This is a genomic window from Celeribacter sp. SCSIO 80838, from assembly GCF_056498065.1.
This window is the reverse complement of the sequence record NZ_JAZKMA010000001.1, coordinates 1,251,225-1,263,520: the sequence shown is the minus strand read 5'-3', so window position 1 is coordinate 1,263,520 and position 12,296 is coordinate 1,251,225. Positions and strand designations below refer to the sequence as shown.

Sequence of the window (12,296 nt, the reverse complement as noted above, 5' to 3'; positions counted from 1 at the left end):
CATAGAAGCGGATCGCCCCAAGCCCGTTAAAATCAGCCTTTAAGCCTTATTTCCTTGGCGCATTGCGGCTTCCCATACTAAACATCGATCCGCTTCAGCGCTTGCTTCACAGGTCATTTTAAGCCCATTTGGCGGCTTACTGCATGACATACGAACTCTCTGCTAAATTTGCCCTCAGCCTTTCCCAAGCGCCTTTTTTCATTGGCCTATTGCGGTTCTTCGCAGATCATCTTGCCTCTTCGCACTTCCTGCAGGTTCTTCTGTCATTCAACAGCAGAAACGAAGATGGCAAGACGACTGAGACGGAACCATAGCCCAGCCTTCAAGGTAACAGCCGCGCTGGCGGCTTTGAAGGGCGACAGAACCATGAGCTAATTGGGACGCAGTTCGACCGGCATCCCAACCAGATCCAGCAATGGAAGGTTCGGCTTCTGAACGGTCTCTTCGACGTGTTTGACGACAAGCCGAGGAGCAAAGACGGAGATCGTCGTCATATCCCTGCATGCGAAGATCTTCCGCCAACCTCGGCTAAAGGCCTTATTTCATTGGATCATTTCTGTTCTTCGCAGATCATCGTGGCTCTTCGCACCTCCTGCAAGGTTATGTGTCATTCGACACCCCTCAAGGGCAACTGTGGGAAAACCATTCCGGGTATTGCTGGAATACGTTTGGCCAAACGAGAGATCCGAAGAGGGTTAAGGTTGATCTTAACTCAACCCTACGAGCTCTCATTCATCCTGGCAACGCCTCGCCAAAGGCTGCCTCTGACTGACGCTATTTCGCCAAACCGTCAAATTGGGTCACAAACCTGACGATCAGGTCGTTTTCGTCTGACGTTTAACAGGAGGATAGTGGCGCGCTGGGGAGGATTCGAACCCCCGACCCCTTGATTCGTAGTCAAGTACTCTATCCAACTGAGCTACCAGCGCGCGGGGTAGGGGCGATGTACAGAGAGTCGCCGGGGGGCGCAAGAGGCCATTGTCATTTTTTTGAAAAACTTATCGACCTTGGCGCGATTGTCATTCGGCGGCCTCTGCCGAAGCTGGCTTTTCGGCTTGTACCGGTACGGAAATGGCAAAACCTTTCGGAAGGTGGATTTCAAACGCCGTGCCCGACGCATCGGTATGTTTGAGCAGCAACCGTCCACCATGACCGCGAACCAGTTCGGCGGAAATCGCGAGGCCAAGGCCAAACCCACCCTTGCGTGTGCCGCCCTGAAACGGTTGGAACAGGTATTCGCGCGCTTTCGGCGGCAGACCGGGACCTGTATCGGTCACGGACAGCACCCATTCCTCCTCATCTTCCCGCCCAGCCACGGAAATCTCGCCGCATTTGCCGGTCGCCATAATCGCCTGACGCGCATTGCGCACCAGATTCGAGAGCACGCGATGCATCTGTTCGTGATCCGCGCGCACCACCATGGTGGCGGGAATGTCCTCGGCAAAGGACAGATCGAAATCGCCGATCGCAAGGCGCTCGCCCTCGATCACCTCAGCCACGAGTTCGGCCAGACGCACACCCGTGAGGGTCGGCGCGGGTTCTTCGGCCTTACCGAAGGCCAGCGTGGTCTCACAAAGGTTCACAGCGCGCTGGATCGAATTCACCAGCTTCGGCGCAGAGCGGGTTACGGCGGGATCTTCGGACATTTCGAGCCGGTCGGTAAAAAGCTGAGCCGTGGTGAGAATGTTGCGCAGATCGTGCGACACCTTTGCCACCGCCCCGCCCAATTGCGCCAGCCGTTCCTTTTGCCGCAAGGAGGCGGTCAGCTCCGTCTCCATCGCCTTGAGTGCGGCTTCGGCCTCACGCAGTTCCGCGACCTTGGCAGAAGGTTCGATAATCCGCCGGGTGTCCTCGGGCGCCTGGGCATAGGAGGTCATGGCATTGACCACCCGCTTGATCGGCCGCACCAGAAGGGCGCGCACGGCGAGGAACAGCAGGCCGGCCGTGAGGAAAGAGATCACGGCAGACAGGAGCAGAATGCGCAACCCGTAGTCGATCATCGCAATGCGCAAAGGCGCGGTCGGCAACGTCACCTCGATCAACAGCCCCGCCTGCTTCACCGGATCGCCGATGACACGAATCACACGCTCTTCGGGATCGAACAAGGTCACCATGGCATCGCGGATCAGCTCGAAAGCGGTGGCATCGCGCAGATCGTATGTCGCGTGGATTTGCTCCGGGATCGGTGAAGAGAGCACAAGCTGGCGAATCTCGTTGCGCCGCAGCACGACGTTATAGACGTCGGCATTGGCCAGCAGCTCGTCTTCGAGATCCATGTCGAGACTGTCGTTGGCGAGCAGCGCCAGAGAGGCAATCTGGGCGCGTTCCAACCGGGACAACAGGAAATCTTCGCGAAACCGCGCGACAGAAGGAACAAAGATCATGATCTCAGCGGCCATCACAAAGATGACCGTCAACATCAGGAACCGTCCCGTCAGCGTATTGAGAAACCGCGGCAGTTTCATCGCATCCCTTACGGCAAAAGCCTCTGAATCGCTTGCACGACCCGTTTGAGCTTTCGATTATCGAAAAGCCTCGGGGTAAAATAGGCACTTGTCACACGTTTGTTAAGCTCGGCCAGTGTTGGATAAGGCGCGATCATGCCTGCAATCTTGCTCATCTTGAGCTTTGCCGAAATCGCAAGCGACCAGAGCGCAATCAATTCGCCCGCCTCAGGCCCGACGATTGTCACACCGACAGGGCGCGATTTGACCACCATGAGCTTGATGAACCCCGGCCCTGCACGCCCCGTCGCGACGGCCCGGTCATTGCCCGCAACCTCCGCCCGCACCACCTCGAGCTTGTCACCATGAAGCGCGCGCGCCTCCCCCTCGGTTAACCCGATCTGCGCTAGCTCCGGGTCGGTGTAGGTCGCGTGCGGAATATGATCTTCGCGCAGTGTCGCGGGCAGACCGAACAGAAGCCCACGAATCGCCACTCCCGCCTGGTAGCCCGCGACATGGGTAAAGCGTGGATGACCGGCCAGCACATCGCCCAGCGCATAGATGCGGCGGTTCGAGGTCCTGAGATTTGCGCCCACGCATATGCCGTCCTTGCTGCGATCCACATCGGCATGCTCCAGCCCAAGCTCTTCGGAATTGGCACGCCGTCCGGCGGCCACCAGAAGATGCGAGCCGGAGAGACGTTGCCCGTCCGAAAGCAGGAGAGAGATCGCCCCGCCCTGCCCCGCAACCTCGCTGACCTCCATCTCTTCAAGGATGCGGACGCCCTCCGCGATCAGGGCTTGTTTCACCAGTCCAGCCGCTTCGACATCCTCCCGCGCCAAAACCCGGCTCGCCTCGATCACCGTCACCCTGGCCCCGAACCGGACGAAGGCCTGGGCCATTTCCATACCGATCGGACCGCCGCCGAGAATCATGAGATGCTCAGGGCATTCGGACAGGGTCCAGAGCGTCTCATTCGTCAGACAGGGCACGTCCGACACCCCGGGAATGGGCGGAATGAAGGGCCGCGAGCCCGTGGCAATCACAAAACGGCGGGCCTTGATCCTGTGCTCCCCAGCCTCCACGCGTTTGGGCGAGGTAAACCGCGCCGCCTCGCGGATCACCTTACAGCCGAGAGTTTCAAACCGCGCCTGACTGTCATGCGGGGCGATGGCGGCAATGCTCTCCCGCACATGCGCCATGGCCTCCGGAAACGTCATCCCGGAGGTGGCACCGTGGATCAGAGCCTTCGAAGGCACGCAACCGGTGTTGAGGCAATCGCCGCCCATCTCGCCCTTCTCGACAAGCACGACCCGCGCCCCCATCTGCACCGCACCTGCGGCAACAGACAGCCCGCCGGACCCCGCCCCGATGATGCAAATGTCGGTCTTGATCGTCTTCATGCGCGCTCCGCTGCCTTCCCTTTGCGCCAAGCCTTCCACAAAACCGGCGCGAGCGCGAGCAGACAGAGCCCCATCAGCGGCAAAAGGATGTACGGTTCGAAAATCACCCCAAGATCGGGCGCCTCACCGCGTTCAAACACTTCGCTCAACCCGGCCCCTACAGAGGTATAGACCAAAGCGCCCGGCACGATGCCCAGCGCCGTAGAGATCACGAAGCGGTGGAACGGCACACCGAAGAGTGCCGGTAGGAGATTGGCGACGAAAAACGGCACCACCGGAAGGAAACGCAGCAGGAACAGCATGGACCATTGATTCTCGTCGATGCCCTGCTTGATGCGGTGTATCCGGCCCTCCGAGGCGTCGATCTTGGCTGCGAGCCAGTCGCCCAAGCCCCAACGCGCCGCAAGAAACAGGGCAGAAGCACCAACAATCGCCGCCGTCATGTTGAACAGCACTCCGGGGAACAGTCCGAACAGGAAACCGCCCGTCAGTGTCGACACCGTCGCCCCAGGCAGGGAAAGCGACACGATCCCGGCATAGACCATGATGAAAACCAAAACAGAAAGCGCTCTATGGCTTTCGGTGAAAGCCACCAGCCGCGCGCGGTTCTCAGACAGGGCTTCGAAACTCAGATGCTCGCGCAACACCACGGCCAGCGTCACGGCACTGAGCGCCAAAAGCGCCAGCGCCCAGATATGTTTTTTGCCGCGTTGATCCGTGTCGCTCTGCACCGGCCCGTCCTTCGATTGCATGGGTTGCGGCAGAATGCGCAATCCGGCATGAGACCGCCAGAGTTTCGCCACCCCTCTCACGCGCCGGTGATCAGTCTGTCAGGACTTTATGGTTCCGCCCCCGCATTCGGGGCCATTTTGTTACAGAATTCCGGCGCATGAGAATTGACAACCGCCCGCGAGCCTCCTATTGGCAGGGCTTCGAACGATTACTCGCCTTCGAATCCCTTTGTGATGTCGCCTTATGGGCAGTGACGATCGGGTTTGGGCCCCAACGCAACCGATGGAGATGGCGCGATGAAACGCACCTATCAACCGAGCAACCTCGTCCGCAAGCGCCGTCACGGCTTCCGTGCCCGTATGGCCACCAAAGCCGGCCGCAAGGTTCTGAACGCGCGCCGCGCTCGTGGCCGCAAGTCCCTCTCCGCGTAATTCGCGCTTCCGGGACCGCCTGAACAGGCAAAGCTGATGACACCGCCGAACGCACCCGAGGACAAGGCACTTGCCGACGCCGAAGGGTCGCAGTCGGCGGTTTTGTCATGCGTACTGGATACGCCACCCCTTGTGACACTGTCGAAACGCAACGACTTCCTGAAAGCGGCCCGCGCGCGGCGTCAGGGCACGTCGAGCTTTCTGTTGCAGGGTCGCAAACGCGACGCCATGGAGCCCGCTACGGGCATCCGGGTCGGCTATACCTGCTCCAAGAAGGTCGGCAATGCCGTCGCCCGCAACCACGCCAAGCGGCGGCTGCGCGAAGCGGCGCGTTTGGTGTTGCCCGAACTTGGCCGCGACGGGTGGGATTACGTGCTGATCGGCAAGAAGAACGACACAAGCGCGCGGCCCTTCGATCTCCTGTTGAAAGACCTCAGATATGCTCTGAGAAAAGTGCACGGAGATGCGCAATGACCCCGCTCGCCTTTGTCATCTCCCTCCCTGTGCGCGCCTATCGCAAGGTGTTCTCGCCTTTCGTCGGGCACAATTGCCGCTATCAGCCGACCTGCTCGGCCTATGCGATGGAAGCACTGGAAAAGCACGGGGCGATCAAGGGCACATGGCTCGCCATCCGCCGCATCGGACGCTGTCATCCGCTGGGCGGCATTGGGTACGATCCGGTGCCCGAGCCGAAATCCAAATCTGCGCCGCACACACCCGAGGAAAAGCCCGATGCTTGACGATCTCGACGACATTCACCCGCTGTTCCACGGCGCACCCTCCACCACAGAGTTCAAGAAGCTGCGCAAGCGGATCATCCGCAATGTGCGCGAGGCGGTCGAGCAATACGGCATGGTCGAACGCGGCGCGAAATGGCTCGTGTGCCTCTCGGGTGGCAAGGACAGCTATACCCTGCTCGCCGCGCTCTACGAATTGAAATGGCGCGGCATGTTGCCGGTCGAACTGGTGGCCTGCAATCTCGATCAGGGCCAGCCGGGGTTCCCGGCAACCGTTTTGCCGGAATTTCTCGAAAAGATGCAGGTGCCGCATCGCATCGAGTATCAGGACACCTATTCCATCGTCATGGACAAGGTGCCTCAGGGGCGGACGTTTTGTGCACTCTGCTCGCGCCTGCGCCGCGGCAATCTTTATCGAATCGCCCGCGAGGAAGGCTGTACCGCGGTCGTTCTCGGGCACCATCGCGACGATATTCTCGAAACCTTTTTCATGAATCTCTTCCACGGTGGTCGACTTGCCACCATGCCGCCGAAACTGGTGAACGAGGAAGGCGATCTCTTTGTCTACCGTCCGCTCGCCCATGTGGCCGAGGAAGATTGCGAAAAATTTGCCAAGGCGATGAATTACCCGATCATTCCCTGCGATCTCTGCGGGTCGCAAGACGGGCTTCAACGCCAACAGGTTAAGCAGATTCTCGATGGTTGGGAGAAAAACAGTCCCGGCCGCCGTCAGGTCATGTTCAAGGCCCTGACCAACATCCGGCCGTCGCATATGATGGACCCGAAACTCTTCGACTTCCTTGGCCTTACGCTCACAGAGCGCCCGGCGATGGAAGCAAATGAAGAAAATTCTATGGAAATCCCAAGGTTGCGTTAACCGACCGGCCACTTTCTTTGGTCATGGTCCGGGGTGTCAAAGGCCAATGCTGGTCTTTTTCGAAGACACCAACAGACCGGGACAAGAACCATGCCGAACGACATCGCTGCCAAGCTTCACCGCCTGCGCGATGCCCTGACGGGGCCACAGACACTCGCTTTCCTCCCTGCGCTGTGCCTCGGTGCCTATTGGTTCGTCGGAGAAAGCCTTCTCATCGCCTGCGCGCTCGTGTTACCGGCACTTGCAGCCCTTCTGAACATGACCACGGGTGTACATTACCAAGGCCCCGTTGCGCGCGACGGCCTCACTGGCCTGCCGCTGCGCCGGACCATTACCGACACGCTGGACCAGATACTGGATGCCCGCGACACGACAGGCCGCACCACGGCCTGTCTCGTGGTGGAGATCGACGATTTTCTCGCGCTGAGTTCGGGGTTCGGCACTGCCGCAAGCGATGACATTCTGATCAGCACTGCCCGTCGCCTTCAGGATTCGTTGCGCGATCACGACACCATCGCGCGCCTCGAAGGCGCGCGTTTCGCCATTGCGCTTGCGCCGGTCCGCCGCGCCGATCTGGAATCTCTCATTCAATTGGCCTCTCGTCTGCAAGCCGCCCTGTCCGAGCCTTTCTCGATCCATGCCAGCAAGATTTTCGCGACCGCATCCATCGGGTTCTGTATACCAAATCGCGCTCCGGCGGCCTCCGGCCAAGCCTTTCTCGACGCTGCGGAGATCGCCTTGAGCGACGCACATCACAATGGTCCCGGCTCGATCCGCGCCTTTTCCCCGGCGATCGCCCCGCGCACCCTTGAGCGCGGCAGTCTCAACACCGATGTCGGTGAAGCGCTCGAGAACGGGCAAATCCTGCCCTGGTTTCAGCCCCAGATCTCCACAGATACCGGCGCGGTTTCAGGTATGGAGGCGCTCGCGCGCTGGGCGCATCCCGAACAGGGCGTTCTTGCCCCCGGTCAGTTCATGCCGGATATCGAAGAGCTTGGCCTTTTGGAACGCCTGAGCGAAGTGATGCTCTATCACGCGTTGAAAGCAATCAAAACCTGGGATCGCGCTGGCTTCCATATTCCGTCCGTTGCCGTCAATTTTTCGCCGACCGACCTTGCCAACCCGAAAATCGTCGACAAAATCCGCTGGGAGCTTGATCGCTTCGAACTTGTACCCGCACGTTTGAGTGTGGAAATCCTCGAAAGCGTCATTTCCTCATCCGACAACGACACGATCACCCGCAACATCTGGGCGCTCAAGGAAATGGGCTGCGGCATCGATCTCGACGATTATGGCACAGGACACGCCTCCATCGCCAACATCCGCCGCTTCGCCGTGAAACGCATCAAGATTGATCGCTCTTACGTGTCTCGCTGCGATCTGGATCGGGATCAGCAAAGCATGCTGGCCGCCATTCTCACCATGGCGGAGCGACTCGACCTCGAAACTCTGGCCGAAGGCGTGGAAACCGTTGGAGAGCACGCCATGCTCTCCCAGCTTGGGTGTCATCATGTGCAGGGGTTTTCGATCTCGCGTCCGATGACCTTCGAGCAGACGCTCGAATGGATGGAAACCCACAATCGTAAACTGGCGCAGACCCCGCAGATCGGTCGACGCGCGAGTTGATCACTTTCCGGCATTTTCCTCAGGAAATAACCGAAACCGCTTGACCTCAGGGCTTCTGGGAGGTTGAACCTCCCGGGACTGAATTCCAAAATCGGGCGGCCTAGATGGACGATCAAAACAAGAACCTGATTCTTGCCGTGGTGCTGAGCGGCATCGTATTACTTGGGTGGACGATCCTGTTCCCCGCGCCGGAGACCGTAACGGATCCGAATGCGACGGTGACGGAGGTTGCCAGTACAGACGCCGGGCAAACGACTGCCATCGCGCCACCGGCGACCACGGGCACTGCAGGGACCACCTCCGTTCCTGCGACGGCTTCCACCTCTGCCGAAGCACCGCGCATTTCCATCGAAACACCGCGCGTCATCGGTTCGCTCTCCCTCGTCGGCGGGCGCATCGACGACCTGTCTCTCAAGGATTACAAAACGGAGATCGACGGCGAAGAGATCGTGACCCTCCTCGAACCCGTCGGTGCCGCAACGCCCTATTACGCCACCTATGGCTGGGCTCCCGGTGGCGCCTTGACCGTTGACGACGTCCCCGGAGCCAACACGCTCTGGTCCGTGGAAAGCGGCTCCGAACTCACCCCGGACACCCCCGTCTCCCTGATCTGGGACAATGGCAAAGGCCTTGTTTTCCATCGTGAAATCTCGATCGATGACAATTACCTCTTCACCATCACCCAATCCGTGGAAAACGCGGGCGATGCCGCCGCGCGGCTCTTCGCCTATGGCGTCGTGGCCCGCCACGGCACGCCGGAGCGCACCGTGCGTTCCCCCGTCCTCCACGAAGGTCTCGTACGTCTCTCCGACAAGGAACTGGACGAAGAGAAATACAAGGACATCGTCGATTTCGACTATGACCCTCGTGAAGGCGGCCGGGTTTCGGTCGTACCCGTCGAGGCCAATGGCTGGACCGGTTTCACCGACAAGTACTGGATGACCTCTCTCGTACCGCAACCCGGCCAGAGCTTTACCTCGGTGGTGAAATACGTCGAAAACGGCAACATCTATCAAGTCGAAACCCGAATGCCGACGGTTGATGTTGCCCCCGGTGACAGCGTCGAAACCACCTCTTTCCTCTTCGCCGGTGCGAAGGAATGGGAAACGATCAAGCATTATCAGGATGACAACGGTTTCTACCGTTTCGTCGATTCGATTGACTGGGGCTGGTTCTGGTATTTCACCAAGCCGATCTTCCGCATCCTGCACGCGCTGCATGGCCTGATCGGCAACATGGGCTGGTCGATCCTCATCCTGACCCTGATCATCAAGGGCATCATGTTCCCGCTGGCCTATAAGTCCTACGTTTCCATGGCCCGGATGAAAGAGCTTCAGCCGGAGATGGAAAAGCTCAAGGAACAGGCCGGTGAGGACAAGGAAAAACTCCAGCGCGGCATGATGGAGCTTTACAAGAAGAACAAGGTGAACCCGGCCTCCGGCTGTTTGCCGATCCTCTTGCAGATCCCGGTGTTCTTCTCGCTCTACAAGGTGATTTTTGTCACCATCGAACTCTACCACGCGCCGTGGATCGGCTGGATTCACGACCTCTCCGCGCCGGACCCGACCTCGATCCTGAACCTCTTCGGTCTGCTGCCCTTCGCGTCACCGGAACCCGGTTCCGCCCTGGCCTTCCTGTCGCTCGGCGTGTTGCCGATCCTGCTGGGGATCTCGATGTGGCTGCAACAGAAACTGAACCCGGCGCCGACCGATGCGTCGCAGGCGATGATCATGGCCTGGATGCCTTGGGTGTTCATGTTCATGCTCGGCAATTTCGCCTCGGGTCTGGTGCTCTACTGGATTTGCAACAACACGATCACCTTCATTCAACAGTATCTCATCATGTGGAGCCACGGCCACCGTCCCGATGTGTTCGGCAATGTGCTGCGCTCGCTGAGGCTCAAGAAAAAGGGCGCCTGAGGGCGTGAATAACGATGGATCTACAGTTTCCCATCGCTGAACCAGATGCGGCGGCCCTCGAAAAGGGCCGCTTGCTGTTTGCAGGCGAGACAGAATTTCTCAAAGGCGTTGTCGCGATGGACGGCATGCCGCCCGATGACCGGCTCGAAGTCTGCTTTGCAGGCCGTTCCAACGTCGGCAAATCGAGCCTGATCAACGCGCTGACCGGGCGCAAGGCGCTTGCACGCGCCTCGAACACGCCGGGCCGGACGCAGGAAATCAACTTTTTCACCTGTGCCGACAGCCATTACCTCGTCGATCTTCCCGGCTATGGCTTTGCCAAGGCACCGGTCAAAACGGTCGAGAAATGGCAGCGCCTGCTCAAGGCCTACCTGTCGGGCCGCGCCACTTTGCGCCGGGCCTTTGTCTTGATTGACAGCCGCCACGGCGTGAAAGAGGTGGACGAGGAGATCATGACGCTCCTCGACAAATCCGCCGTGACTTTTCAGGCTGTGCTGACCAAGGCCGACAAGGTCAAAGAGGTTGAGCGCCAACAGGTGATCGAGCAGGTCCGCGCGAAGATTTCCAAACACCCGGCCGCCTACCCCGAGCTGATCGTGACCTCCTCGGAAAAGGGCTGGGGCGTCGATGTCCTGCGCGCGGTGATTGCGACCCTCGTCTGATCCGCTTGGCCTCGGATCGGGAAGCCTGTATTGAGGGGCAAACCCTCATCTGGATTCCCGAACATGAAGAAGCAAGACATGAACAGAGACTGGATCGCCACCGCCCGCACCCTTTCCCAAGCGCTGCCCTATTTGCAGCGATATGAGGGCGCGACCGTTGTGATCAAGCTGGGCGGTCATGCCATGGGCTCGGACGAGGCGATGGAAAGCTTTGCCCGTGATGTCGTGTTGATGCAGCAGGTCGGCGTGAAACCCGTTGTCGTCCATGGCGGCGGCCCGATGATCAACAAGCTTCTGGCCGATCTCAATATCCAGTCCGAATTCGTGAACGGCAAACGCGTCACCGACAAGGCCACCGTTGAAGTGGTCGAGATGGTGCTGTCCGGTCTCGTGAACAAACGCATCGTGCAGGCAATCAACGGTCAGGGAGGGCGCGCCGTCGGCATTTCCGGCAAGGACGCCAATCTGATGGTCTGCGAACAGACCCATCCCGATCTGGGTTTTGTCGGCACGCCGGTGGAGATGGACCCGTCTATCGTCAAAGAGCTGGGCGATGAGAACCTGATCCCGGTGATCGCCCCGGTGGGCGCGGGCCGGAATGGCGAGACCTTCAACGTCAATGGTGACACCGCAGCGGGCGCCATCGCGGGTGCGCTCAAGGCGGACCGACTGCTGCTTTTGACCGATGTGTCGGGTGTGAAGGGGGCCGATGGTGAGGTTCTGACCTCGCTCAACTCCGCCCAGATCAAGCAGCTCACGGAGGAGGGCATCATCGCCGGTGGCATGATCCCGAAAACCGAAACCGCGCTCGATGCCTTGAAAGACGGCGTGCGCGCCGTGGTCATTCTCGACGGGCGTGCGCCAAACGCATGCTTGCTTGAGCTTTACACCGAACACGGGGCTGGCTCGCTCATTCGCGACACCGAACCCCGGATCAAGCCGCACGAGGCATGACACGCCGCCTGATCCTGATGCGTCACGCGAAATCGAGCTGGGACGATCCCCGGCTCGATGACATTGATCGCTCACTCAATGCCCGCGGTCAGAGCAATGCCAAGACGATGGGCGCGTGGCTCAAGGCGCAGGAGTATTTCCCGGATCAGGCACTGGTCTCGGTCGCCACCCGCACGCAACAGACTTTTGAACGGGTCGCACAAGGGCTTGGCATGCAGCCCGAGCTGCGCGTGATCGACGGGCTGTATCTCGCCTCCGAGCTGCGCATCTTGCAGGAATTGAAGAAAGCGACCGGCCAAACGGTCCTTCTCATCGCACACAATCCCGGAATCGGTGAATTCGCCGCGCGCTTCGCCCAAAACCCGCCCGCCCACGGTGATTTCCTGCGGTATCCGACCTGTGCCACGACCGTGTTCGAGCTTGGTGCAGCGAACTGGTCCGAGGCGCGATATGGTGCCAACCTGGTTCTGGACTTCGCAATCCCCCGTGAGATCGACATATGAAAAAGGCG

Annotated in this window: 13 protein-coding genes and 1 tRNA gene; 9 read left to right on the top strand and 5 right to left on the bottom strand. The window is 59.7% G+C overall.

The genetic code is table 11. The features are described from left to right. Nucleotides 1-371: 371 nt before the first annotated feature. The 5 genes from V1475_RS06285 to V1475_RS06265 all read right to left on the bottom strand — a co-directional run bounded on the left by V1475_RS06285 (nt 372) and on the right by V1475_RS06265 (nt 4,650). A complete protein-coding gene (locus V1475_RS06285; protein WP_479412035.1) occupies nt 372-494 on the bottom strand; it encodes a hypothetical protein in 123 nt (40 codons plus the stop codon). 358 nt (nt 495-852) lie between these two features. Continuing rightward, nucleotides 853-929, bottom strand: a tRNA-Arg gene (locus V1475_RS06280). A 90-nt stretch (nt 930-1,019) separates the two neighbouring features. Next, the gene (locus V1475_RS06275) at nt 1,020-2,465 is read right to left on the bottom strand and encodes a sensor histidine kinase (protein ID WP_434289217.1); all 1,446 of its coding nucleotides are present in this window, start codon (nt 2,463-2,465) and stop codon (nt 1,020-1,022) included. An 8-nt stretch (nt 2,466-2,473) separates the two neighbouring features. Continuing rightward, a complete protein-coding gene (locus V1475_RS06270; RefSeq protein ID WP_479412034.1) occupies nt 2,474-3,847 on the bottom strand; it encodes a dihydrolipoyl dehydrogenase family protein in 1,374 nt (457 codons plus the stop codon). Beyond that, entirely contained in the window at nt 3,844-4,650 is an 807-nt protein-coding gene (locus V1475_RS06265; RefSeq protein WP_479412033.1) for a TVP38/TMEM64 family protein, read from the bottom strand. Before V1475_RS06265 ends, V1475_RS06270 begins: the two co-directional genes overlap by 4 nt. Nucleotides 4,651-4,875: 225 nt before the next feature. Between V1475_RS06265 and rpmH the strand changes: the two genes are divergently transcribed. From rpmH to V1475_RS06220, 9 genes are all read left to right on the top strand, one after another. Then, a complete protein-coding gene (rpmH, locus tag V1475_RS06260) occupies nt 4,876-5,010 on the top strand; it encodes a 50S ribosomal protein L34 (protein ID WP_043868490.1) in 135 nt (44 codons plus the stop codon). A gap of 36 nt (nt 5,011-5,046) precedes the next feature. Then, complete coding sequence (gene rnpA, locus V1475_RS06255) at nt 5,047-5,484, top strand: ribonuclease P protein component (RefSeq protein WP_479412032.1); 438 nt, start codon at nt 5,047-5,049, stop codon at nt 5,482-5,484. After that, entirely contained in the window at nt 5,481-5,750 is a 270-nt protein-coding gene (yidD, locus tag V1475_RS06250; protein WP_479412031.1) for a membrane protein insertion efficiency factor YidD, read from the top strand. Before rnpA ends, yidD begins: the two co-directional genes overlap by 4 nt. Further along, the gene (gene ttcA / locus V1475_RS06245; RefSeq protein ID WP_479412030.1) at nt 5,743-6,624 is read left to right on the top strand and encodes a tRNA 2-thiocytidine(32) synthetase TtcA; all 882 of its coding nucleotides are present in this window, start codon (nt 5,743-5,745) and stop codon (nt 6,622-6,624) included. Before yidD ends, ttcA begins: the two co-directional genes overlap by 8 nt. Nucleotides 6,625-6,714: 90 nt before the next feature. Next, the gene (locus tag V1475_RS06240) at nt 6,715-8,250 is read left to right on the top strand and encodes a putative bifunctional diguanylate cyclase/phosphodiesterase (protein ID WP_479412029.1); all 1,536 of its coding nucleotides are present in this window, start codon (nt 6,715-6,717) and stop codon (nt 8,248-8,250) included. A gap of 104 nt (nt 8,251-8,354) precedes the next feature. Next, on the top strand, nt 8,355-10,169 hold the full coding sequence (gene yidC, locus V1475_RS06235; protein WP_479412028.1) for a membrane protein insertase YidC: 1,815 nt from the start codon (nt 8,355-8,357) through the stop codon (nt 10,167-10,169). A 14-nt stretch (nt 10,170-10,183) separates the two neighbouring features. Next, nucleotides 10,184-10,831, top strand: a complete 648-nt coding sequence (yihA, locus tag V1475_RS06230; RefSeq protein ID WP_434289230.1) for a ribosome biogenesis GTP-binding protein YihA/YsxC — start codon at nt 10,184-10,186, stop codon at nt 10,829-10,831. 63 nt (nt 10,832-10,894) lie between these two features. Further along, a complete protein-coding gene (argB, locus tag V1475_RS06225; RefSeq protein ID WP_479412027.1) occupies nt 10,895-11,785 on the top strand; it encodes an acetylglutamate kinase in 891 nt (296 codons plus the stop codon). Next, nucleotides 11,782-12,288: a SixA phosphatase family protein gene (locus tag V1475_RS06220; RefSeq protein WP_479412026.1), complete on the top strand. Its 507-nt coding sequence runs from the start codon at nt 11,782-11,784 to the stop codon at nt 12,286-12,288. Before argB ends, V1475_RS06220 begins: the two co-directional genes overlap by 4 nt. The last annotated feature ends 8 nt before the right edge of the window (nt 12,289-12,296 follow it).

Bases quoted from the DNA above. Each gene is read 5' to 3' on its own strand.
- V1475_RS06285 (WP_479412035.1), bottom strand. From the start codon at position 494: ATGACGACGATCTCCGTCTTTGCTCCTCGGCTTGTCGTCAAACACGTC.
- V1475_RS06275 (WP_434289217.1), bottom strand. From the start codon at position 2,465: ATGAAACTGCCGCGGTTTCTCAATACGCTGACGGGACGGTTCCTGATG.
- V1475_RS06270 (WP_479412034.1), bottom strand. From the start codon at position 3,847: ATGAAGACGATCAAGACCGACATTTGCATCATCGGGGCGGGGTCCGGC.
- rpmH (WP_043868490.1), top strand. From the start codon at position 4,876: ATGAAACGCACCTATCAACCGAGCAACCTCGTCCGCAAGCGCCGTCAC.
- rnpA (WP_479412032.1), top strand. From the start codon at position 5,047: ATGACACCGCCGAACGCACCCGAGGACAAGGCACTTGCCGACGCCGAA.
- yidD (WP_479412031.1), top strand. From the start codon at position 5,481: ATGACCCCGCTCGCCTTTGTCATCTCCCTCCCTGTGCGCGCCTATCGC.
- ttcA (WP_479412030.1), top strand. From the start codon at position 5,743: ATGCTTGACGATCTCGACGACATTCACCCGCTGTTCCACGGCGCACCC.
- V1475_RS06240 (WP_479412029.1), top strand. From the start codon at position 6,715: ATGCCGAACGACATCGCTGCCAAGCTTCACCGCCTGCGCGATGCCCTG.
- yidC (WP_479412028.1), top strand. From the start codon at position 8,355: ATGGACGATCAAAACAAGAACCTGATTCTTGCCGTGGTGCTGAGCGGC.
- yihA (WP_434289230.1), top strand. From the start codon at position 10,184: ATGGATCTACAGTTTCCCATCGCTGAACCAGATGCGGCGGCCCTCGAA.
- argB (WP_479412027.1), top strand. From the start codon at position 10,895: ATGAAGAAGCAAGACATGAACAGAGACTGGATCGCCACCGCCCGCACC.
- V1475_RS06220 (WP_479412026.1), top strand. From the start codon at position 11,782: ATGACACGCCGCCTGATCCTGATGCGTCACGCGAAATCGAGCTGGGAC.